19 protein-coding genes and 1 tRNA gene are annotated in these 21,230 nt (G+C 63.0%); 13 read left to right on the forward strand and 7 right to left on the reverse strand.

Translation table 11 applies throughout. The annotated features are described in order from the left end of the window. Positions 1–3: 3 nt before the first annotated feature. Positions 4–2,289 (forward strand): phosphoribosylformylglycinamidine synthase subunit PurL, encoded by a 2,286-nt coding sequence (gene purL / locus FHE74_RS08720; protein ID WP_139466122.1) that lies wholly within the window; start codon positions 4–6, stop codon positions 2,287–2,289. A gap of 321 nt (positions 2,290–2,610) precedes the next feature. On the opposite strand, the gene FHE74_RS08725 is transcribed toward purL, so the two are convergent. Continuing rightward, on the reverse strand, positions 2,611–3,648 hold the full coding sequence (locus FHE74_RS08725) for an acyl-CoA thioesterase (protein WP_139466123.1): 1,038 nt from the start codon (positions 3,646–3,648) through the stop codon (positions 2,611–2,613). Here FHE74_RS08725 and FHE74_RS08730 point away from each other — a divergent pair. The 3 genes from FHE74_RS08730 to purM are packed head-to-tail and all read left to right on the forward strand — an operon-like array spanning position 3,642 to position 6,647. After that, a complete protein-coding gene (locus tag FHE74_RS08730; RefSeq protein ID WP_139466124.1) occupies positions 3,642–4,022 on the forward strand; it encodes a sterol carrier family protein in 381 nt (126 codons plus the stop codon). The two genes, FHE74_RS08725 and FHE74_RS08730, sit on opposite strands and share 7 nt — an antisense overlap. Positions 4,023–4,045: 23 nt before the next feature. Continuing rightward, positions 4,046–5,572 carry an amidophosphoribosyltransferase gene (gene purF, locus FHE74_RS08735; protein ID WP_180339727.1) on the forward strand — a complete coding sequence of 509 codons (1,527 nt, stop codon included), beginning with the start codon at positions 4,046–4,048 and terminating at the stop codon, positions 5,570–5,572. 7 nt (positions 5,573–5,579) lie between these two features. Further along, positions 5,580–6,647: a phosphoribosylformylglycinamidine cyclo-ligase gene (gene purM, locus FHE74_RS08740; protein WP_139466126.1), complete on the forward strand. Its 1,068-nt coding sequence runs from the start codon at positions 5,580–5,582 to the stop codon at positions 6,645–6,647. Positions 6,648–6,721: 74 nt separating this feature from the next. Here purM and FHE74_RS08745 read toward each other — a convergent pair whose 3' ends face one another. Together FHE74_RS08745 and ygfZ are read right to left on the reverse strand one after the other, a co-directional pair. Next, a complete protein-coding gene (locus FHE74_RS08745; protein ID WP_139466127.1) occupies positions 6,722–6,901 on the reverse strand; it encodes a DUF3073 domain-containing protein in 180 nt (59 codons plus the stop codon). Positions 6,902–7,038: 137 nt separating this feature from the next. Further along, positions 7,039–8,154 carry a CAF17-like 4Fe-4S cluster assembly/insertion protein YgfZ gene (gene ygfZ / locus FHE74_RS08750; RefSeq protein ID WP_139466128.1) on the reverse strand — a complete coding sequence of 372 codons (1,116 nt, stop codon included), beginning with the start codon at positions 8,152–8,154 and terminating at the stop codon, positions 7,039–7,041. Positions 8,155–8,187: 33 nt separating this feature from the next. On the opposite strand from ygfZ, the gene FHE74_RS08755 reads away from it, so the two are divergent. After that, positions 8,188–9,072 carry an aminodeoxychorismate lyase gene (locus FHE74_RS08755; RefSeq protein WP_139466129.1) on the forward strand — a complete coding sequence of 295 codons (885 nt, stop codon included), beginning with the start codon at positions 8,188–8,190 and terminating at the stop codon, positions 9,070–9,072. Positions 9,073–9,078: 6 nt separating this feature from the next. Here the strand turns inward: FHE74_RS08755 and FHE74_RS08760 are convergent, their stop codons facing one another. Continuing rightward, positions 9,079–9,774 carry a heme-binding beta-barrel domain-containing protein gene (locus FHE74_RS08760; protein ID WP_139466130.1) on the reverse strand — a complete coding sequence of 232 codons (696 nt, stop codon included), beginning with the start codon at positions 9,772–9,774 and terminating at the stop codon, positions 9,079–9,081. Between the two features lie 10 nt (positions 9,775–9,784). Further along, entirely contained in the window at positions 9,785–10,642 is an 858-nt protein-coding gene (locus FHE74_RS08765) for an LmeA family phospholipid-binding protein (RefSeq protein ID WP_246049249.1), read from the reverse strand. Positions 10,643–10,673: 31 nt separating this feature from the next. Between FHE74_RS08765 and mshD the strand changes: the two genes are divergently transcribed. From mshD to FHE74_RS08795, 6 genes are all read left to right on the forward strand, one after another. Then, positions 10,674–11,564: a mycothiol synthase gene (mshD, locus tag FHE74_RS08770; RefSeq protein WP_139466131.1), complete on the forward strand. Its 891-nt coding sequence runs from the start codon at positions 10,674–10,676 to the stop codon at positions 11,562–11,564. A 337-nt stretch (positions 11,565–11,901) separates the two neighbouring features. After that, positions 11,902–13,011 (forward strand): phosphate ABC transporter substrate-binding protein PstS, encoded by a 1,110-nt coding sequence (pstS, locus tag FHE74_RS08775; protein WP_139466132.1) that lies wholly within the window; start codon positions 11,902–11,904, stop codon positions 13,009–13,011. A gap of 177 nt (positions 13,012–13,188) precedes the next feature. Beyond that, complete coding sequence (gene pstC / locus FHE74_RS08780) at positions 13,189–14,310, forward strand: phosphate ABC transporter permease subunit PstC (protein ID WP_246049250.1); 1,122 nt, start codon at positions 13,189–13,191, stop codon at positions 14,308–14,310. A 25-nt stretch (positions 14,311–14,335) separates the two neighbouring features. Beyond that, on the forward strand, positions 14,336–15,256 hold the full coding sequence (gene pstA / locus FHE74_RS08785; protein WP_139466133.1) for a phosphate ABC transporter permease PstA: 921 nt from the start codon (positions 14,336–14,338) through the stop codon (positions 15,254–15,256). A 51-nt stretch (positions 15,257–15,307) separates the two neighbouring features. Next, a complete protein-coding gene (gene pstB / locus FHE74_RS08790) occupies positions 15,308–16,081 on the forward strand; it encodes a phosphate ABC transporter ATP-binding protein PstB (RefSeq protein WP_139466134.1) in 774 nt (257 codons plus the stop codon). 141 nt (positions 16,082–16,222) lie between these two features. After that, a complete protein-coding gene (locus FHE74_RS08795; protein WP_139466135.1) occupies positions 16,223–17,347 on the forward strand; it encodes a cytochrome P450 in 1,125 nt (374 codons plus the stop codon). 5 nt (positions 17,348–17,352) lie between these two features. Here FHE74_RS08795 and phoU read toward each other — a convergent pair whose 3' ends face one another. Both phoU and dusB read right to left on the reverse strand, forming a co-directional pair. Beyond that, entirely contained in the window at positions 17,353–18,015 is a 663-nt protein-coding gene (phoU, locus tag FHE74_RS08800; protein ID WP_139466136.1) for a phosphate signaling complex protein PhoU, read from the reverse strand. 61 nt (positions 18,016–18,076) lie between these two features. Continuing rightward, positions 18,077–19,219, reverse strand: a complete 1,143-nt coding sequence (gene dusB, locus FHE74_RS08805) for a tRNA dihydrouridine synthase DusB (protein WP_281279418.1) — start codon at positions 19,217–19,219, stop codon at positions 18,077–18,079. Between the two features lie 251 nt (positions 19,220–19,470). Between dusB and scpC the strand changes: the two genes are divergently transcribed. Both scpC and FHE74_RS08815 read left to right on the forward strand, forming a co-directional pair. Next, the gene (scpC, locus tag FHE74_RS08810; protein ID WP_139466138.1) at positions 19,471–20,970 is read left to right on the forward strand and encodes a succinyl-CoA:acetate CoA-transferase ScpC; all 1,500 of its coding nucleotides are present in this window, start codon (positions 19,471–19,473) and stop codon (positions 20,968–20,970) included. A 73-nt stretch (positions 20,971–21,043) separates the two neighbouring features. Continuing rightward, positions 21,044–21,119: transfer RNA gene (locus FHE74_RS08815), tRNA-Lys, on the forward strand. Positions 21,120–21,230 lie beyond the last annotated feature (111 nt).

Genomic DNA, 21,230 nt, shown 5'->3' on the forward strand with positions numbered 1-21,230 from the left:
CACATGACTGTTCACAACGACACCGTGGCCGCCGCGGTTGACTCCCCGGATCAGGAGCAGCCCTACGCTCAGCTCGGCCTGAAGGACGACGAGTACGCCCGCATCCGTGAGATTCTGGGTCGCCGCCCCACGGACGCGGAGCTCACCGTCTACTCCGTGATGTGGTCCGAGCACTGCTCCTACAAGTCCTCCAAGACGCACCTGCGCTACTTCGGCGAGACGGCCACCGAGCAGATGAATGCCAAGCTGCTGGCCGGTATCGGCGAGAACGCCGGCGTGGTCGACATCGGAGACGGCAACGCGGTGACCTTCCGCGTGGAAAGCCACAACCATCCCTCCTACGTGGAGCCCTACCAGGGTGCGGCCACCGGAGTGGGCGGGATCGTCCGCGACGTTATGGCCATGGGCGCTCGCCCGATCGCCGTCATGGACCAGCTGCGCTTCGGCCCGGCCGATGCCCCGGATACCAAGCGTGTGCTGCCGGGTGTTGTCCATGGCGTGGGCGGATACGGCAACTCCCTGGGTCTTCCCAACATTGGTGGCGAGACCGTCTTTGACGCCACCTACGCCGGAAACCCACTGGTCAACGCCCTGTGTGTGGGCACGCTGAAGGTGGAAGACCTCAAGCTCGCCTTCGCCTCCGGCGTGGATAACAAGGTCATGCTCTTTGGCTCCCGCACGGGTCTGGACGGCATCGGTGGCGTGTCCGTGCTCGCTAGCGAGACCTTCGAGGATGGCGCCGAGCGCAAGCTGCCGGCCGTCCAGGTCGGCGATCCGTTCGCAGAAAAGGTGCTCATTGAGTGCTGCCTCGAGCTCTACTCCGCCGGCGTGGTTGTGGGCATCCAGGACCTCGGTGGTGCGGGCCTGGCCTGTGCCACCAGCGAGCTGGCCGCCTCCGGCGACGGCGGCATGCGTGTGAACCTGGACGCCGTCCCGCTGCGCGCTGCCGAGATGTCCGCCGCTGAGATCCTGGCCTCCGAGTCCCAGGAGCGCATGTGCGCCGTGGTCACCCCAGAGAACGTGGACAAGTTCCTGGCCATCTGCGAGAAGTGGGACGTCACCGTCGCCGAGATCGGTGAGGTGACCGACGAGAAGGATCGCTTGGTGATCACCCACAACGGTGAGGTTGTCCTGGATGCCCCGCCGTCGACCATCGCCGACGAGGCCCCGGTCTACGAGCGCCCCTACGCCCGTCCGGATTGGCAGGATGACCTGCAGCGCGAGCGCCCGGTTACTCGCCCGGACAGCCTGGCCGCCGCGTTCAAGGCCATAGTGGCCTCCCCGGCGCTGTGCTCGCGCGACTACATCACGCAGCAGTACGACCGCTACGTGCGCGGCAACACGGTCCAGGCGCAGTATGCCGATTCCGGCGTGCTGCGTATCGACGAAGAAACTTCCCGCGGTGTTGCTATCTCCGCAGATGCCTCCGGCCGCTACACCAAGCTAGACCCGAACATGGGCGCTCGCCTGGCCCTTGCCGAGGCCTACCGCAACGTCGCCGTTGCAGGAGCGACCCCGGTTGCGATCACCAACTGCCTCAACTTCGGCTCCCCGGAGAACCCCGACGTGATGTGGCAGTTCCGTGAGGCCGTGCATGGGCTTGCCGACGGCGCCGTCGAACTTGGCATCCCCGTCTCCGGCGGCAACGTCTCCTTCTACAACCAGACCGGTGACGAGCCGATCCTGCCGACCCCCGTGGTGGGCGTGTTGGGCGTGATCGACGACGTGCACGAGACCATCCGCCGCCCACTGGGTTCCGTGGACGAGCCGGAGACGCTGCTGGTCCTGGGCGAGACCCGCGATGAGTTCGGTGGCTCCATCTGGCAAGAGGTTGTCGGCGACGAGCTCTCCGGCCTCCCGCCCCAGGTGGATCTGGCCAACGAGGCCCGCCTGGCTGACTTCTTCCAGGGCGCCTCCGCCGGCATCACCGCTGCCCACGACGTATCCGAGGGTGGCATCTTCCAGGCCGTCTTCGAAATGGTTCAGGGAACTGGCCGCGGCGTGGAGCTGGACACGACCGGAATCCATGAGGACGAATTCGTCGCCCTGCTTTCCGAGTCCGCCTCCCGCGTGGTCGTCGCCACCACCAAGGATCACGCCGACTCGCTGGTGCAGCGCGCACAGGACGCGGGCGTGCCCGTGGCCGTCCTGGGCTCCACCAACGATTCTGGGGTCTTCAGCGTCAACGACACCACTCAGGTAGCGATGGCCGAGCTCGAGCAGGCCTGGGCCGCCACCCTGCCCGACCTGTTTAGCCACGCAGTAGGAGCAAACTCCGTCGTGGAGTAACGCTTAACGACGCCTCCTCGCACACCAAACCGCCCCGCAGCGCTAATGCCGCGGGGCGGTTTTTGCGATGCGGGCTCGATTCGGCGGAGGCTTTTTCGCGCTTGTTGCCGCGAAGGATCCATCCGTAGGCGTAAACCTCTAAATGGAGGCAAACCTCTAAAGGAATAGGACCAAAGGGCTCGATTATTGCGCGTAAAGCTCTAAAGGGCGACTCCTTTGAGCCGATTCCTTTAGAGCTCTGTGCTCAAACGGGTGCGACGCACAAACAGCCCCCGCACACAAACAGAGCCCGCTCCCGCCAACTCTGCAAGAGGAGCCGGCCTAGTCGATGTTGCGCGGCTGCACCTGCTCGATGAGCGGCAGCGGCGAGTATTCCGCGCGCAGGTCGCGCAGGATGTTCGCGTGCTCGGCCAGGCGCTTGTCCTCCTCAGTCCTGGGAACGAACTGCCGGGCCGGGAGTGGGTTGCCGTCGAGGTCCACGCCGAGGTAGGTGACGGTGGCGTGGATGGCGTCGCTAAGCTCTTCGCGTCCCCCGCGCGGGTCGCCGGAGCGCACGTGGATAGACATCTGCATTGAGCGGCGGTCGGTGCGCATAAGGCGCGCATCCACCTCGATGAGATCGCCGATAGCGATGGGCTTGTAAAAGCGGATCCCGCCGGCGTAGACAGCTACCGTGCGCTCCCCGGAGAACTCCATGGAGCATGCGGTGCCTGCCTCGTCGATCCACTCCATAGCGGTGCCACCGTGCACCTTGCCGCCCCAGTTCACGTCGGTGGGCTTGGCCAGGAACCTGGTGATCAGACGGGGAGCGTCCGAGTCATCGGAGTACGTCTGCTTCTCCATCTCGGCCTGGATGGCCTCGCGCAGCTCGATGCGGGTGCGCGCGGCTTCCTCCACGCGCCTTTCCTCCTCGGTGGAGGGCACAAAAGGCTCGACGGCCGTGGCCTTGCCCGTCTTGGTGTCCTTAGCCACGAAGATGACCAGGCAGTCACAGGCGCGGGTGAACACACCCTCGCGCGGATCGGCGGAGAAAACCTCGTTGACGATGTGCATGGAGGAGCGGCCGGTGATCGCGATGCGCGAGCGCACTTCCACCAGGTGCCCGGAGGGGATGGGGCGGCGGAAGTGAATGTGGCCCACGTAGGCCGTCACGCAGTAAGTACCGGACCATCCGACCGCACACGCGTAGGCCGCCTTATCGATCCATTCCAAAACGCGCCCGCCCGACACACCTTGTGCACCGGACTGGATCACGTCCGTCGGATCGGCCATGAATCGCAGGGTAATGCTGGGAGATTTCGTAGTAGTTGGCACGATTTCCCAGGGTAATGGAGTCGCGTAGCATGCAGGGCATGGCATCCAGGATTGATCCCGCCGAGACCCGTGCTGCCGTGAGTGCAGTCCTTGCCTGGCTGGAGGATGAGAGCCAGCCCGCCCCCTCGCGCGCCGAGCTCGCCCTTGCCGTGCGCCTGACCGCCCGTTCTCTGGCGCAAGACGCCCCGGGTCAGTCCGTGGAACTGCGCGTACCCCCATTTGTCGCTGTCCAGTGCATCGATGGTCCGCGGCATACTCGTGGCACCCCACCCAATGTGGTGGAGTGCTCGCCGCGCACGTGGCTGCAACTTGCCACGGGGAAAGTGAGTTGGAAGCAGGCGATTGAGGGTTCGCTTATCGACGCCTCCGGCCAACGGGTTAACGAATTAACCCATTGGTTGCCGGTCCTTACGCCTTAGGCGCTAAAGTGAGCGCCGTGACCATTCAGGACTTGCATGACGTACATGCCAGCATCCTCGACGAAACAGAACCCCGTGAAGAATGCGGAGTTTTCGGAGTCTGGGCCCCAGGCGAGGAAGTATCCAAGCTCACCTACTTTGGACTCTTCGCTCTGCAACACCGCGGTCAGGAAGGCGCCGGAATCGCGGTGGGCGATGGCGACCGCATCGTGGTGTTCAAGGAAACCGGATTGGTTTCCCAGATTTTCGACGAGTCGGTGCTCGGAGCCCTGCAGGGCGATGTAGCCATCGGCCACACGCGTTATTCCACCGCCGGTGCCGGTTCGTGGGACAACGTTCAGCCGATGTTTCGCACCTCGCCTGACGATACGGACATCGCGGTGGGGCACAACGGCAACCTCACCAACTATGTGGAGCTGCAGGAAGAGGCCGCCGAGCGTGGTCTGATCACGCAGTCCGCTGACGGTAAGGAGCAGGGTTCCTCCTCCGATACCGCCGTGATGTCGGCTTTGCTGGCCGCTGATGTCCATGATGGGGTCAGCGTGTTGGATTCTGCGCGTCAGCTCCTGCCTCGCCTGCGCGGCGCATTCTGCCTGACGTTTACTGACGGCCACACGCTGTACGCCGCGCGCGACCCGCACGGCGTGCGCCCACTGGCGCTGGGTCGTCTAGATAAGGGCTGGGTTGTGGCGTCGGAGACGTGCGCACTCGACATCGTGGGCGCATCGTTTGTCCGCGAGATCGAACCCGGTGAGCTGGTTGCTATCGACGAGGCCGGGGTTCACTCCGAGCGCTTCGCCGAGACGACTAACCGCGGATGCGTATTCGAGTACGTATATCTGGCTCGCCCGGATTCGACCATTCGGGGGCGCAACGTTAACGCAACCAGGATTGACATTGGGCGTCGATTAGCGCGTCACTTCCCCGCGGAAGGCGACCTCGTGATCCCCGTGCCGGAATCGGGCACCCCCGCCGCAGTGGGTTATGCCCGCGAGTCGGGAATCCCGTTCGGCCAGGGCTTGGTCAAGAACGCTTACGTGGGGCGAACCTTCATTCAGCCCACGCAGACGCTTCGTCAGCTGGGCATTCGCCTCAAGCTCAACCCCTTGCGTGAGGTCATCGAGGGCAAGCGCTTGGTGGTTGTCGACGACTCCATCGTCCGCGGCAACACGCAGCGCGCCCTGATTCGCATGCTCCGGGAGGCTGGCGCGGCTGAGATTCACGTGCGCATCGCCTCGCCACCGGTGAAGTGGCCGTGCTTCTACGGCATCGACTTCGCTAGCCCAGGGGAGCTGATCGCCAACAATGGTTCGAGCGAGGACGTCGAAGAGGTTGCCGAAAACATTGCCAAGGCAATTGGCGCCGACTCGCTCGGATTTGTCACCGTCGACGAGATGGTGGCCGCAACCGAGCAAACCACCAACGATCTGTGCACTGCGTGCTTTACCGGTGACTACCCGCTAGGCCTGCCGCAGGGCAGCGCTAACGCGGATGCCGTGCGTCGCATTCAGTCTCAATACGCCCAGACCACCTCGAGCCAGGAGCAGTAGAACACCCATGACCGATTCCGAGCACAACCCCGTTTCCTACGCCCAGGCCGGAGTGGACATCGAGGCCGGTGACCGCGCCGTCGAGTTGTTCAAGCCGCATGCCAAGCGCGCTACCCGCCCCGAGGTGCGCGGCGGCCTCGGCGGATTTGCCGGCCTGTTCGCGCTGGGCAAGTACAACGAACCGCTGCTGGCTGCCGGCTCCGATGGCGTGGGCACCAAGTTGGCCGTGGCGCAGGCCATGGACAAGCACGACACGATCGGCATCGATCTGGTGGCCATGTGCGTTGACGACCTCGTGGTCTGCGGCGCAGAACCGCTGTTCCTGCAGGACTACATCGCCGTGGGCAAGGTCGTGCCGGAAAAGGTCGCCGAGATCGTCTCCGGCATTGCCGAGGGTTGCGTGCAGGCCGGCTGTGCCCTGCTGGGCGGCGAGACCGCCGAGCACCCGGGTGTGATGAACGCCGAGGATTACGATGTCTCTGCCACCGCCGTCGGTGTGGTCGAGGCCAGTGAGCTGCTGGGGCCTGACCGCGTGCGCGAGGGGGATGCCATCATCGCCATGGCGTCGTCGGGGTTGCACTCGAATGGCTACTCGCTGGCGCGCCACGTGCTGCTGGATACCGCGGGACTGCCGTTGGACGGACACATCGATGAGCTGGGTCGCACGCTCGGCGAGGAGCTGCTCGAGCCGACGCGTATCTACGCCAAGGATTGCCTGGCGCTGACCAGCGAGTGTGCCGTGCGCACGTTCTGCCACGTCACCGGCGGCGGCCTGGTGGGCAATATGGAACGCATCATTCCGGAGGGTCTGACCGCTCGCATGGAGCGCTCCACCTGGACGCCGCAGGAGATCTTCCGCACCATCTCCACCGTGGGCAAGGTCAGCCGCGAGGAGATGGAGAAGACCTTCAACATGGGCGTGGGCATGGTCGCGGTCGTGGCAGCTGAGGATCGCGATCGCGCCCTGGCCATGCTCACGGCCCGCCACCTGCACGCCTGGGAGCTGGGCGAGGTCGTTGCCAGCGAGGCCGGCGCCGCTCGTGCCGAGCTGGTGGGCGACTACCAGCGCAGCTAAGTCACGCGGGGACGACTAAAAGCCCCGCGTGCATTTCGCGCAGGCGGGGCTTGAAAATCGGGAGTGGGGTAGCGCTAGTTGCGCCCGCCCCAGTCGTCGTAGTCGGAGTAATCGTCCTGGTCGTTCTCGTAATCACGAGACGGCTTAGAACCAGCGAGCTCGCGTTGGAGCGAGTCCAGGTCCATATCGGGAGAGTTGTACTTCAGCTGGCGAGCAACCTTGGTCTGCTTGGCTTTCGCGCGACCGCGACCCATGGTCTGACCCCCTTGAGGTGTTAGGACCGATCCAGGGCATTCGGATGGTCCATCGACTGGCATATGTGTGAAATCCTGTAACACACCATAGCCAATAGTTACCCGAAATGTCCCACCGGCCCCCTCGGCCGGGGCACTTAGCGCTGTGAGCGTAGCTTTTCCACGGCGGCACGCCCGGCCTTGGCACCTTCATCCTGGGGGAGTCGATCCTTATCCACGGCCACGGCGGTCTCTCCCACATGCAACTGCGCAGAGTTGAGCGCGCTGCGCTTGACCAGGCCAAGTGCGATCGGCCCCAAGTCGTAGTCGTGCACTACCGTTCCAATTCGGCCGACGGCGCGCGCGCCCACGGTGATCGGTTCGCCTGGCGATGGTTCTTGGGGTGAAGAGCCGTCGAGAAGCAGCAACACGAGCAGGCGCGGAGAGCGGCCCAAGTTCTCCACCCGAGCCACGGTCTCCTGTCCGCGGTAGCACCCCTTGTTCAGGTGGACGGCACCAAGGTGATCCCCACGGCCAATAAACAGGTGGGCCTCGTGGGCGATGGACTTGTTGTCTAAGTCGATGGCCAACTCGGGTTCCAGGGCTCGAACACGCTCGGCGGTGAAGGCCATCAGGCCGGCGGGTGCGATTCCCCGTTGCTTGAGATCGGCGAAAACATCGCTCAGCTGCGCTCGGGGGACGAGGAGGTCGATGCGCGGTGCGGCCGGCCAGGGCACTCGTCGCGTGGCGACGACCCCCTCTAACCCCGAAATTTCCTGCGTAGAGGGACCCAGGATGGTCACCACACCGAGGTCGGTGAGCTCAATGGTTACCTGGGACCAGAACACCATCTTCTGCAGGAAAGACAGCAGGCTCTCCTGCTGAGCTGCGGGAACATCCAGATAGAAGATGTCGCCGGCTCGCACTACGTCCGCGTGATGGAGCACATGGCCCTGAATATCCAGATCAAGAGCGCTGGCGGAGAAACCATCCTCCGCGTCGTCGAGCTTCTGGGAGAGCAGGTTGTTAAGAAACTGGCCTGCTTCCGGGCCGCTGACCGCGATGACACCGCGCTGCGAGCGATCGATGGCGCGCGGGGAGCGCTCCAGCGCACGCTGCTCGCCCAGTGGATCGCCATAGTGCCAGGCCACGCCCTGTGCGTCGAGGGCATCGAGGGCGGTGTTGCCGGTAGCCTCTGGGCCCGCGGGTGCGACGCGTTCGGTGGCTCCCGGAAGTGAGAGTAGGGCAGAACGATAGCTAGTCACATCAGCCATCGTATTCCTTGCTGCCGGTGCATAATAAGGCCCATGGGTCCGAAGTCTCCGATCACCTACATCATCGAACCGTTTGGGGGTTCCGTACGGCGGCACAATCCGGCGCTGCCGCACCTCTACTTCGATGACGCGGCGGTCACGCGTGGCGACGGTGTATTCGAATCCCTCCTCATCACCGAGGGGCGTCCCGCGAACCTGGCGCGGCACATGCGCCGTTTCGCCCACTCGGTAGAGCAGCTGGACCTGCCCAAACTCCACTGCGAGCAGTGGGAGGAAGCCACCAGGCTCGCAGCGCAAGAATGGGCACAAACACACGGGGATGCCCAGGCGCGGTGCACCTGGACACTTTCGCGGGGGCGAGCAAGCACCGGGTTGGCCACGGCGTGGCTCGTGCTCGAGGGGCTAAGCCCCTCCGTGGAGACGCTGCGAGCAGAAGGCGTCAAGGCGATGCTTACTTCTCGGGGAATGACTCCGGACGAAAAGCCTCCGAAGTGGATGCCGCAAGGAGCTAAAACGCTGTCCTACACCATGACCGCCGCCGCGTTGCGCCACGCCCGCGAGAATGGGTGGGACGATGTGGTGTTTACCAACGAGCGCGGTACACGATTGATCGAGGGGGCAACATCCTCCCTGGTCGTGGTGCGTGCCGGCAAGAAGCTGCGCACCCCTCCGGCAAGCGAAGGGGGCCTGGAGTCCACCACGGTCGCCGCTGTGCGCGAACACGCCGAGGACGCGGGGTGGCGGTTCAAGGAGCGCGTGTTGCCCCTGGACTACGTGCTCGAATCCGATTCCGTGTGGCTGCTGAGCTCTACCCGTGGAGCTGTGCGTATCCGCCGGCTAGGGGAGCACAAGCTCAAAGCTGGGGAGCTGGACGACAAGGCTCAGTCTTTGTTTGAGCAAGCGCTGTGCGCGCCTTAGGCGGGGTTAGCCAGCGACGCGCTTGAGCTGGGCCGACAGGTGCGGCACCATCTCGCCGTCCTGCTTGGCACGCTCGTCTACCCAACCCAGGTCGTTGTTGGGCATCAGACCGTAGAGGCGCTTGCCGGGGCCCAGGTTCTTGGGGCCCTGCTCAGTGACCATGGTGGAGGCGGACTTAATCTCCCACGCGCGCTCGTTGTAGGGCTCGCCGTACATAACCTCCACCGCACCGGTGGAAAGGGCAAAGGTCACCTCGATCTCATCCTTGGCAGAGATACGCCAGAACCCAGTCTCTCGCTGGTCGGGGCCGGTGGGGTTGCCCTGGTCGTCGATACGCCAGATGCGGGACTCGTACGTCAGGTAGTCCTCGCCGTCGTGGGCGAAGATGATCTGCTGGCCAAAGTTGTATTGCTTGCCATCCTCGACTCCCTGGCCTTCTCCGCGCCAAACTCCAACGAGCGGCAGGAGCGCGAGCAGGGCGTCGTGAAGGCTGGGGCCCTGACGCAGGTTTGCGGTGTCGTCGGGGACGGGCAGCTCGCCAAGATCCAGGCCGGGGATGTTGCGGTGTGCAGTGTTCTTGGACTGCTCGGCAGCGAGGTTGATGGCGTCGTTACCGTTGAGAGCCTGCGGCACGTTCGGCTGCTCGCCAGCTGCGGCAGCGGCGTCGGCCGGAGTATCAGGGGTGGAGTTCTGCTCAGTCATGCCCACCAGACTAACGCGTGGTCGCTGCTGGCAGCTCACCCGCTTCCGTCTTGTCCCTCCACGCGGAGCTGTCCTCGTCGGCCGCGTCACCCGTATCCAAGGGCGCTAGGTCGCCCGGACGCACGACGATGTTCTGGCGCTGGGTCTCAAACACGATGGAGCCAGCAGACACTGAGACGTTGGACGCCTGACTAGACAGTGGAAGCCTGCGGGTATCCATAGAGAAAGTGAAGGCATCGGCGGCCTCTTGTTCGCGGCCGGCGGGCGCGTCTTGCACTTCACGGACTCGCATGTGGAAGGTTGGGCTTTCTAAACGCAGGTCAACCACCACGGTGACCTTGTCCTCAAAGCCTTTGGGGGTGCCGGTCAGCTTGGCTTCAGACGCCACGCCACCGGCCGGAGAGATGTCGTAGGGGTTTGAGATGTCCAGGTCAGTAATGCCGAGCAGCTGCCCAAAGGCCACCCCGTCGAGAGAGACGGTGCGCTTGAAGAGCTCTCCGGGCGCGCCATAGAGGTCGCCGCTCAAAGCCTGCTGCGGAGTGACGTGCACGCGGTTGATCTCGGTGCGAGCATTGACGATGCCCAGATCCTCGACGTTGATGTCCAAGGACGTCACCGTCACCTGGGGGATCTCGCCCGTGAGAAGCGCCGTAACGTATGGAACCCCGCCGACGTACACTGCCGGGCTCGTTGCCAAGTCTGCGGATTCCTCCACCGCGGAGGAAATCTTTGCCTCCACGCGCATCGCAATTGCGCTATCGATCAGCCAGCCCAGTAGCCCAACAAGCGCCACAATTGCGACCCACCGAAGCGGGCGGGGCAGCGGGCGTGGGGACGAATCCCGGTCGGCTTCCTGGATGGCATTCACCCACCTAGTTTTACCCGATAGGGTGGGCGACATGACTGACGTGACCCTGACCTGGACTAATCCCGATCCTTCCCAAGCGCATGACTTACTGCGTCAGGCGCGGGAGACCGATGGCGTCGAGGCGCTCTCGGAACAGTTTGTGCTGGGGCTTGACGACGCCTCCCGTGCCCACCGGCACCTGTTAGCTACATCGGGTGATGTGCTGGTGGGGCTGGCCGCAGTCGATGGCTCCGGCGTAGAGCTGATTGTATCTCCGGAGTACCGCGGGAAGGGGATCGGTGAGCGTATGACTCGCGCGGTGTTGGCCGAGGTAGAGGGGGCACAACTATGGGCGCACGGAAACCTTCCGGCAGCTCAGCGCCTAGCCAACAAGGTCGGCGCAACCCCGGGCCGTCGCTTGCTGGTTATGGCCATCGAGGAAGAGAAGCTACAAGGCACGACGTATGAGGCTCCGGAGGGGTTTGAGCTTCTGGGGATGGATGAATCCGCCCAGCGCTTCGGACAAGAGGAAACTGGCGGCGAGTGGCTGCGAGTCAACAATGACGCCTTCTCCTGGCACCCTGAGCAGGGAGGCTGGGATGAGAACCGCCTTGCGCAGGCCCGGGCGGTCGACTGGTACGAGCCTGCCGACCTACTGATGCTGTGGGATACGAGCGCGAAACCCGCACAGCTAGCAGGTTTTCACTGGATCAAGTGGCAGTCGCCAACAGAAGGCGAGGTCTACGTGGTCGCGCTGTCCAGCGAGTATCGGGGGCGCGGGCTTGGTGCGCCACTGGTCAATGCTGGGGTGGCCCGCCTGCTGGAGGGTGGCGCGCAGCGGGTAATCCTCTACGTGGAGGACGATAACGAGGCAGCCGTGCGGCGCTACCGCGCCAGTGGCTTCGAGGTGGCCGAGGAACACGTGGTGTACAGCGTCAGGTGATGCCACATCGGATTAGAGGCTGCAACTCATTCCCAACAAGTGTTGCCGTGGACACATTTTTTCTAACGCTCATTTCCCTGAAAAGTCCCTGAGCTGCGTTATTGAGTTTCTTGGGAACTTGCCAAACGGTAGTTAACTATTTGTTCACTCAATGTGACCACTGGGGTTAACGTGGCGGCTCTAACTTAGCCTTTCGTGAGCACGAAGCCGTGCGAATCTCATGCGCAAACCGCCTATGAGGTTGGTGTGGCTGCGCCCCAGATGGCCCTGAGGGGGGTCGAGTTAAGGCGTTGCTCGGAAAATCTACGACTCATTCCGTCAAGGAAAGGCATTAACCGTGACCCGTAACCTCAAGCGCGCAGCTACCGTCCTGGGCGTCGCCGCCGTGACCTCCGTTGGCCTGGTGGCCTGCTCCGACTCCAACAACGCCGGCGGCAACGATGGCGCCGACGTTGTGGTTCCGGAGGGCCTGTCCGGCGCTACCGGTACCCTGGCTGCCGAGGGTGCTTCTTCCCAGAAGAACGCCATGGAGATCCTGGGCCCGATCTACTCCCAGGCTGTCGAGGGTGCACAGTTCAACTACACCTCCTCCGGCTCCGGTGCCGGCCGCAAGGCTTTCATCGGCAACCAGGTCGCTTTCGCTGGTTCTGACTCCCCGCTGAAGGAAGAGCAGGTTGAGCAGGCCAAGCAGCGTTGCGGTGGCAACGAGGCATGGCACCTGCCGTTCGTGATTGGCCCGGTCGCCATCGCCTACAACCTGGAAGGCGTGGACGACCTGAACCTGTCCGTAGACACCATCGCCAAGATCTTCAAGGGCGAGATCAAGAAGTGGAACGACCCGGCAATCGCTGGCGAGAACGAGGGCGTCGAGCTCCCGGACGAGAACATCGGCGTTGTCTACCGCTCTGACGAGTCCGGTACCTCCGACAACTTCCAGAAGTTCCTCAAGGCTGCTGCCCCGGACGTGTGGGAGACCGAGGGCCAGGAATTCCCGCAGGCCGTGGGCGAGGGTGCTGAGGGCTCCACCGGTGTGGCAACCCAGGTCAAGAACATCCCCGGTGGCATCACCTACGTCGAGGCCGGCTACGCCAAGCAGAACGACCTCGGTGTCGCCAACGTCGACTTCGGCTCCGGCCCGGTTGAGCTGACCGACGAGGCTGTGAACAAGACCCTGGAGAACCTGGAGTTCAAGGGCGAGGGTCACGACATGGTCGTCAACTCCGATGCTCTGTTCAGTCAGAAGGCTGAGGGTGAGTACCCGCTGATCCTGACCACTTACGAGATCGTCTGCTCGGCTGGTTACGACGAGAACACCGCTAACCAGGTCAAGGACTTCCTGACCGTTGCCCTGGAGAACCAGGACGCAATCGCTCAGTACGGCTTCGTCCCGGTCAAGGGCTCCCACCACGATCGCCTGGCTGAGGCCATCAAGGCCATCAACGCCTAATTGCGAATGACGCGCTAGGGCGGCTCGACCGCCAGCACACATCGCGCTGACCTGCAGTGATGAGTGCTCGCACAAGCCCCCGAACGTCTCTCGAGACCGTTTGGGGGCGCTCGCACGTTTAGCTTGGTGCCGCCTCAGCGCGCCACCTTCCTGCGAACATTTAAGGATTACACACCTATGGCACACGAACCTCGGGATAACGAGGCCCACGCTGGAGAGGGCGCGCTTCATTCCAGCGGCATCCCAGCCACCGGTCGAGTAGACGGAGACGATCGCGCTGCTGGCACGGCTGCTGGTTCAACCCGCACCGCCGTCGCCGAGCACGAGACCCACGAGGGCGCGCAGCGCATCAAGGAATCCAAGAAGTCCGGTTCGGTTAAGCGTCCTGGTGACCGCGTATTTGAGACCCTCTCCACGGGTTCGGCCACGCTGATCACCATCCTCATCGCCGCAATTGGTATCTACCTGGTTCTCAGCGCTGTTCCGGCTCTTTCCCGTAACGAGGGTGGTCTGCTGGGATTCTTCACCTACACGGGGCACTGGGAGACCAACAACCTTGACGCCATGCAGTTCGGAATCCCGAACCTGCTCGGCGTGACCGTTCTCATCTCCGTTTTTGCGCTGCTCTTGGCTATGCCCATCGCCCTGGGCATTGCGATCTTCCTGTCTAACTACGCCCCGAAGAAGCTGGTTCGTCCTCTCGGGTACATCGTGGACATGCTCGCCGCTGTGCCGTCCATCGTGTACGGCCTGTGGGGCTGGCAGGTGCTCGGACCGTTCCTGTCGAACTTCTACACGGCTCTCGCCGGTAGCCCGCTGGGCAACATCTTCCTCTTCGAGTCTGAAGGCTCCCCGTCTTTTGCTACCGGACGCAACATCTTTACCGGTGGCATCGTGCTGGCCGTGATGATCCTGCCGATCATTGCCGCCACCGCACGCGAGGTTTTCGTGCAAACCCCTCCCGGCCAGGTCGAGGCAGCACTCGCTTTGGGTGCTACCCGCTGGGAAGTCGTTCGCATGACGGTTCTGCCGTTCGGCCTGTCGGGTTACATCTCGGGCGCCATGCTGGGCCTTGGCCGCGCACTGGGTGAGACCATGGCCTTGTACATGGTGGTGTCCCCGGCTGCCGAGTTCCGTTGGTCCCTGTTCGATGGTGGTTCGACGTTCGCCACCGCGATCGCTTCGGCTGCTGCTGAGTTCAACAACCCGATTTCCTCGGGTGCATATATCGCCGCCGGCCTGGTGCTGTTCCTGCTGACCTTCTTGGTCAACACGATCGCCCGCTCGCTGGTCAAGTAAAGGAAAGGGTTAAGGACTTCACATCATGTCTACTCCCATTCAGACCGGGCAGAAGAAGCTGCCTGAAGGCGGCGCCGTCTTCACTGACATTTCCGGTGGCCGTAAGGCCGTTAACTCGGTAGCTACCGTGCTCGTGTGGCTAACCATGCTCTTTGCCCTTGTTCCGCTCATCTGGGTTCTGGTGACCGTATTCCGCTTGGGAATCGGACCGATTCTTGACCCGCAGTGGTGGACGGATGACCAGGGCGGCATCCCTGCCTTCTTCCCGGGCGGAGGTGCACTGCATGCGATTGTCGGTACCATCATGCAAACCTTGGTCGCCGCTCTGTTCGCTGTTCCGATCGGTGTGTTCACCGCGGTCTACCTCGTGGAGTATTCCCGCGGTGGACTCCTGGGACGGCTGACCACCTTCATGGTGGACATCCTGTCGGGTGTTCCCTCCATCGTTGCCGCACTGTTCATCTACGCACTGTGGATCACCACCCTGGGCTTTGATCGCTCCGGTTTCGCGGTGACCCTGTCGCTGCTTCTGCTGATGATCCCGATCGTGGTGCGTAATACCGAGGAGATGCTGCGCGTGGTTCCAATGGACCTGCGTGAGGCCTCCTACGCACTGGGTGTGCCGAAGTGGAAGACCATTGCCAAGATTGTTCTGCCGACCGCGCTGTCCGGCATCGTCACTGGCATCATGCTCGCTATCGCCCGCGTGATGGGCGAATCCGCTCCCGTGCTTGTGCTGGTTGGTTCCACCACGCACCTGAGCTACAACATGTTCGGCGGCTCCCAGTCATCCCTGCCGCTGATGATGCTGGACATGTACAAGTCGGGCACCAGCGACGCCACCTTGGACAAGCTGTGGGGTGCGGCCCTGACGCTGGTCCTCATGATCGCCATCCTCAACATTCTGGCCCGCGTGATCGCTGAGAAGTTCTCGGTCAAGAAGTAAGAGACCCCCTCATCCGGTCTCGATACCCCGTACTCACCCAACAGGAGAATCATGTCCAAGCTCGTTCTCAACGACGTCAACATCTACTACGGCGACTTCCACGCCGTTCAGAACGTTAACCTCAACGTTCCGGCCCAGTCTGTGACTGCATTCATTGGCCCGTCCGGCTGTGGCAAGTCCACCGTGCTGCGCACCCTGAACCGCATGCACGAGGTCATCCCGGGTGCGTCTGTCAAGGGCGACATCCTCCTCGACGGCCAGAACATCTACGGCAAGGGCGTCGACCCGGTTGCCGTGCGTAACACCATCGGCATGGTCTTCCAGAAGGCCAACCCGTTCCCGACGATGTCCATCGAGGACAACGTCGTCGCCGGCCTCAAGCTTTCCGGCGAGCGTAACAAGAAGAAGCTCAGGGAAGTCGCCGAGAAGTCTCTGCGTGGCGCCAACCTGTGGGACGAGGTCAAGGACCGCCTGGATAAGCCGGGCGGCGGACTTTCCGGCGGTCAGCAGCAGCGTCTGTGCATCGCTCGCGCCATCGCTGTCGAGCCCGAAGTTCTGCTTATGGACGAGCCGTGTTCGGCGCTGGACCCGATTTCGACCCTGGCTATCGAGGACCTCATTCACGAGCTCAAGCGCGACTTCACCATCGTGATCGTTACCCACAACATGCAGCAGGCTGCTCGCGTGTCTGACCGCACTGCCTTCTTCAACCTGGAGGCCACGGGCAAGCCCGGCCACCTCGTGGAGTTCAACGACACCAAGACCATCTTCGAAAATCCGGATAAGAAGGAAACCGAGGATTACATCGCTGGTCGCTTCGGATAAGGCGACCGCCTAGCCTCTCGGCCTTAACTCACCCCCTCAACGGCCCACACCCTATTAATACGGTGTGGGCCGTTTTAATTATCTTTCGCGCGGTACTCTGGATCTCACTGACGACCAACTTCAATCCAGGAGGCCGGCACAATGACGCTGGAGCTAAAGAACACCACACCGCTCGACTTTGCCACGCACACGCACGGCTCCGAACTGCCCGGGTCCCCGCAGGAGATCGAGGGAGAACTCGTAGTCACCTCGCATGCCCACGCACATGCAGTCGCCACTGACCCGGACAGTTTCAGCTCGCGTGTCTCGCGCTTTATGCAGCTGCCCAACGGCCTCGACGGCGAGGAGCACACGCGGTTTCGTGCCCTAATCGATGCCTACTTGTCCGACTCCGCGGTAGCCGGTTTTGCCCAAGCCTTCGAGCGCACAGCCCGCGAGGTTGTGGGGGAGTTGCAAGGGCGAGCCACCATCGACGCAGTTAGCGAGTTGGGCACTCCATTCGCGGTGCGCGCGATGATGGCCTGGCTTGGATGGCCGGAAGAGATGGCGCGACGTTTGGTCCAGTGGGTCGCGGACAACAATGCCGCCACCCGTTCTGGGGAGCTGGCGCAAACCGCGGAAGTCGCCGAACGCTTCGATGCTCTGATCGCGGAGGCCATTGAAGCCACCAAAGGCACAGACACCGTCACCGCTCAGCTGGTCCAGGATGTCTCGCTAGGTCGCCGGCTACGCTTCGAGGAGGTCGTTTCTATCCTGCGTAACTGGACTGCCGGTGATCTCTCCTCAATGGCCTACTGCGTAGGTGTCATCGTGGATCAGCTCGCCCGCAATCCTCAGCTTGCCCAGCGGCTGAGATCCGGGGTTTCTGACGCGGAGTTCGGGGCCATCGCGGATGAAATGTTGCGTATCGACGATCCGTTTGTCTCCAACCGTCGCGTCACCACCTGCCCGGTAGACATTGGGGGCGTTGCAGTTCCCGAGGGGACGCGGGTGCGCATTCACTGGACGGCTGCGAACCGCGACCCGCAGGTCTTCCCGGATCCTGCGGGCTTTAATCCCAGCGAGAATGCTGACAAGAACCTGGTGTGGGGCGCGGGTCCGCACAAATGCCCGGGACGTTCACTTTCGATGGTGGAACTGCGGGCGCTCGTCGATCAACTGCTTGCACGCGTAGAGCTCGCCCACCCGGGAGACGGGTCGGCCGAGCGGGAAATCCATCCAGTAGGGGGCTGGTCCAAGCGCCCGATCACCCTCATCTGGCGCTAGAAGCGTCAGCGGGGAGCGCGAACTTCTTCCGGATCCTGGCCAGTGGTCAGGAACACGATGCGTTTGCCCACGTTCACGCAGTGGTCGGCCCAGCGCTCGAAGTAGCGGGCGAGGAGGGCAGCCTCGACAGCCTCGCGAGTGGTGCCCGTCCAGTTTTCGCCGGTGACGATAGAGAGAATGTCCGCTGCCGCAGCATCGATGGCGTCATCCTCTTCCGAGAGCGCCAAGGCCATGTCCGTGTCATGGGTGATAAGGAGCTCACGGGTTTTCTCCGCCATGCTGTCGACTAGGCGAGCCATGGTGGAAAACTTCTCCGACAAGGGCTCCGAAATAGCTGGCTCGGGGTGGCGGTTACGGGCCGCGGTGGCGATGTGGATGGATAGCGAGCTCATGCGGTCGAGATCGCGCACCATGTGGATCGACGAGATGACCTGGCGAAGATCCCCAGCCACCGGAGATTCCAACGCCAAGAGCTCGATCGCCCGGCTTTCCCCACGGCGACGCAATTCGTCAAGGTCATCGGACATGCTCAGGGCCTCTTCCGCTGCCATGAGCGAGGGGCGCAGGAGCGCGTAGGTCGCCTTGTTCATGGACTCACGGACTCCTTCGCACATGGTCACCAGATCATTGGCGAAGTCGTCGAGCTCAGAACGGTAGGCGGTACGCATACGTTGCAGTTTATGGCATAGGGCAACTTTTTGAGGAAGAGATTAGGGACGAGGTTCTCGTCTAACCTCCGCTGTGGAAAGCATCCCCGCCGTCGAGCACGTGCGCGTCATCCTCGGGGTCATCCAGCCAGCCGTCGGGAAGCGCCACCTTCGCCGGAGACCCCTGCCGTCCGCGGGGAGCATCCGCGTCGTCGGCGCGCTCGTCGCTCTCGCGGTACGGGGCCAGGCGATCTCGAAGGTCGGTAAGTGAGGTGATCTTGGTCAGCTCGGCGCGGAGCTTTCCGCCGACGGGGAAGCCCCGCATGTACCAGCCCATGTGTTTACGCATGTCGCGGCAGGCGTGCTCTTCGCCCATATGGTCGGCGAGCAGCTCGGCGTGGCGCATGATCACGTCCGTGACCTCGCCCAGAGTGGGCTCCTGCGGGATGGGCTCGCCCCGCAGCTGTGCTCCTAATTCGGCGAAAAGCCACGGTCGTCCCAGGCACCCGCGCCCGACGACGACGCCGTCACAACCAGTCTCGTCCATCATCGTGGCGGCGTCGGAAGCCGCAAAGATGTCGCCATTGCCTAACACGGGGATGCCGTAGGGACGCATGTGCTCCACAAGTTCGCGGATTGCCCCCAGATTCGCCTGACCGGAGTAGCGTTGTGCGGCCGTGCGGGCGTGCAGCGTAACTGCCGCTGCACCTTCCTCCGCGGCGATGCGGCCGGCATCGAGGTGGGTGAGGTGGTCGTCGTCAATGCCCATGCGAAACTTCGCCGTCACCGGGATACCTGTGCCCTCCACGCCTTTGACCGCGGCGGCGATGATGGAACCAAAGAGCTTGCGTTTAAAGGGGATGGCGGCTCCGCCTCCGCGCCGGGTGATTTTGGGGACAGCGCAGCCGAAGTTGAGATCGAGATGGTCGGCGATATTTTCCTCGGCCACCATGCGCGCAGCCTTGTATGTGTACTCCGGATCCACGGTGTAGAGCTGCATGGAGCGCACATCTTCGGTGGGGCCGAAGGTAGTCATGTGCAGGGTCTTCTCGTTGCGTTCAGCCAGCGCGCGGGCCGTGATCATCTCGCAGACGTACAGGCCAGACACAGTTCCCGTACGTGCCTTTTCCTGCTCGCGGCACAGCGTGCGAAAGGCCACGTTGGTCACGCCTGCCATCGGGGCGAGGACCACGGGCGAATCGACGGTGATGGAACCGACGGTCAACCCATGGGGGCGGGTGCTGGCTGCGGAGGAGGGCTGGGAAGTCACAGTGCGTATTGTTCCTGCAACCTTGCCGCATGTCCAAGCTGGGCCAGGAGAGTGTGAGTTGGGCGGGGTGTACCCCCGTCGTACGCAAAGCGGTGGACGTAGCGCCGATCAAACGACACAATGGGACGTGGCATGGATCACGCTGAGTCATTCAGGCTGTCGATCCTTAAGTGAAGCTTTACCTAAACAAGGAGTGAAACCCCACGATGTCGGATCGTATTCTCAACGCTGAGCTGAAGAACAAGGTCGTTTCTGCGGAAGAGGCAGCCCAGCACGTCAACAACGGCGACAACGTCGGCATGTCGGGCTTTACCGGTGCGGGCTACCCTAAGGCTTTGCCTACCGCGATTGGTGAGAAGGCTAAGGCCGCTCACGCCGCGGGCGAGGACTTTAAGATTAACGTCTTCACCGGTGCTTCTACCGCCGACGACGCCGACGGTGTGCTGGCCGAGGCAGAGGCGATTAACTTCCGCTCTCCGTACAACTCGGACCGTGGTCTGCGTAACCAGTTCAACTCTGGCGAGGCTTTCTACTCCGACGTGCACCTGTCCCACCTGGGGCAGCAGGTGCAGCAGGGATTCTTCGGCGACATGCAGGTGGCCATCCTCGAGTGCACCAAGATCAACGAGGACGGCACGATCGTTCCGTCGTCGGCAGTGGGTAACAACGTTGAGTTCGCCGCTGCGGCAGACAAGATCATCCTCGAGGTGAACTCCTGGCAGTCCCTCGACCTGGAGGGCATGCACGACGTCTACGTGCCGGAGCTGCTGTGGGATCGCACCCCCATCCAGATCAACCGAATTGGTGATCGCATCGGCAACACCTTCCACACCATCGATCTGGACAAGGTCGTCGCCGTCGTGGAGACGGATCGCCCGGACCGCAACACTCCGTTCAAGGAGCCGGACGAGATCTCCAAGCAGATCGCCGCGAACTTCCTGCAGTTCCTGGAGGATGAGGTGGCAGCGGGCCGCCTGACCTACGACAACTACATCATGCAGTCCGGCGTAGGTAACGTGCCCAACGCTGTGATGGCTGGCCTGCTCGACTCCAAGTTCGAGAACATCACCGCCTACACCGAGGTGATCCAGGACGGCATGCTGGACCTGATCGACGCCGGCAAGATGACCATGGCGTCCGCAACTTCGTTCTCCCTGTCGCCGGAGGCGGCCGAGCGCATGAACGCTAAGGCTGATTTCTACCGCAAGCACATCATTCTGCGCCCGCAGGCGATCTCCAACCACCCTGAGGTCATCCGTCGAGTAGGCCTCATCGCCTCCAACGGCCTGATCGAGGCCGACATCTACGGCAACGTTAACTCCACCAACGTCACCGGCGTGAAGGTCATGAACGGCATCGGCGGTTCCGGCGACTTCACCCGCAACGCCTACATCTCCTCGTTTGTCACCCCGTCTGTGGCCAAGGGGGGAGACATCTCCGCGATCGTGCCGTTCGCCTCGCACATCGACCACACCGAGCACGACGCCATGGTGTTCGTGACCGAGTATGGCTACGCCGACCTGCGTGGCCTTGCTCCGCGCCAGCGTGCCGAGCGCATGATCTCCATCGCGCACCCGGACTACCGCCCGCTCCTGGAGGAGTACGTCGAGGCCGCAAAGAAGGTCGGCGGACACACCCCACACGACCTGACCCAGGCCTTCGAGTTCCACAACCGCTTCAACTCCACGGGCTCCATGAAGAAGTAGTTTTCGCCCGCACGTGATAACCCCGGCCCGGATTCCACCTGGCCGGGGGCGCGTATTACTATGAATGCTCGTTGGGCCTTTAGCTCAGTTGGTAGAGCTACGGACTTTTAATCCGCAGGTCCCGGGTTCGAGCCCCGGAGGGCCCACCACAAACTTTCCCGCTTGCCGCTCAGGTGAGGGGTTAAGGTGCAAAATGTGTGTCCGCTCGGCGTGTCGCCTGCCGGGCACACTGGTTGCTACTTCAGGGGGCCTTTCCGAAT

Source organism: Corynebacterium tapiri (assembly GCF_006334925.1).
GTDB classification, from domain to species: Bacteria; Actinomycetota; Actinomycetes; order Mycobacteriales; family Mycobacteriaceae; genus Corynebacterium; species Corynebacterium tapiri.

What these genes read in the sequence shown, in the direction of transcription:
- purL (WP_139466122.1), top strand. Translation starts at nt 4, where the DNA reads ATGACTGTTCACAACGACACCGTGGCCGCCGCGGTTGACTCCCCGGAT.
- FHE74_RS08730 (WP_139466124.1), top strand. Translation starts at nt 3,642, where the DNA reads ATGGCATCCAGGATTGATCCCGCCGAGACCCGTGCTGCCGTGAGTGCA.
- FHE74_RS08725 (WP_139466123.1), bottom strand. Translation starts at nt 3,648, where the DNA reads ATGCCATGCCCTGCATGCTACGCGACTCCATTACCCTGGGAAATCGTG.
- purM (WP_139466126.1), top strand. Translation starts at nt 5,580, where the DNA reads ATGACCGATTCCGAGCACAACCCCGTTTCCTACGCCCAGGCCGGAGTG.
- FHE74_RS08745 (WP_139466127.1), bottom strand. Translation starts at nt 6,901, where the DNA reads ATGGGTCGCGGTCGCGCGAAAGCCAAGCAGACCAAGGTTGCTCGCCAG.
- ygfZ (WP_139466128.1), bottom strand. Translation starts at nt 8,154, where the DNA reads ATGGCTGATGTGACTAGCTATCGTTCTGCCCTACTCTCACTTCCGGGA.
- FHE74_RS08755 (WP_139466129.1), top strand. Translation starts at nt 8,188, where the DNA reads ATGGGTCCGAAGTCTCCGATCACCTACATCATCGAACCGTTTGGGGGT.
- FHE74_RS08760 (WP_139466130.1), bottom strand. Translation starts at nt 9,774, where the DNA reads ATGACTGAGCAGAACTCCACCCCTGATACTCCGGCCGACGCCGCTGCC.
- mshD (WP_139466131.1), top strand. Translation starts at nt 10,674, where the DNA reads ATGACTGACGTGACCCTGACCTGGACTAATCCCGATCCTTCCCAAGCG.
- pstC (WP_246049250.1), top strand. Translation starts at nt 13,189, where the DNA reads ATGGCACACGAACCTCGGGATAACGAGGCCCACGCTGGAGAGGGCGCG.
- pstA (WP_139466133.1), top strand. Translation starts at nt 14,336, where the DNA reads ATGTCTACTCCCATTCAGACCGGGCAGAAGAAGCTGCCTGAAGGCGGC.
- pstB (WP_139466134.1), top strand. Translation starts at nt 15,308, where the DNA reads ATGTCCAAGCTCGTTCTCAACGACGTCAACATCTACTACGGCGACTTC.
- FHE74_RS08795 (WP_139466135.1), top strand. Translation starts at nt 16,223, where the DNA reads ATGACGCTGGAGCTAAAGAACACCACACCGCTCGACTTTGCCACGCAC.
- phoU (WP_139466136.1), bottom strand. Translation starts at nt 18,015, where the DNA reads ATGCGTACCGCCTACCGTTCTGAGCTCGACGACTTCGCCAATGATCTG.
- scpC (WP_139466138.1), top strand. Translation starts at nt 19,471, where the DNA reads ATGTCGGATCGTATTCTCAACGCTGAGCTGAAGAACAAGGTCGTTTCT.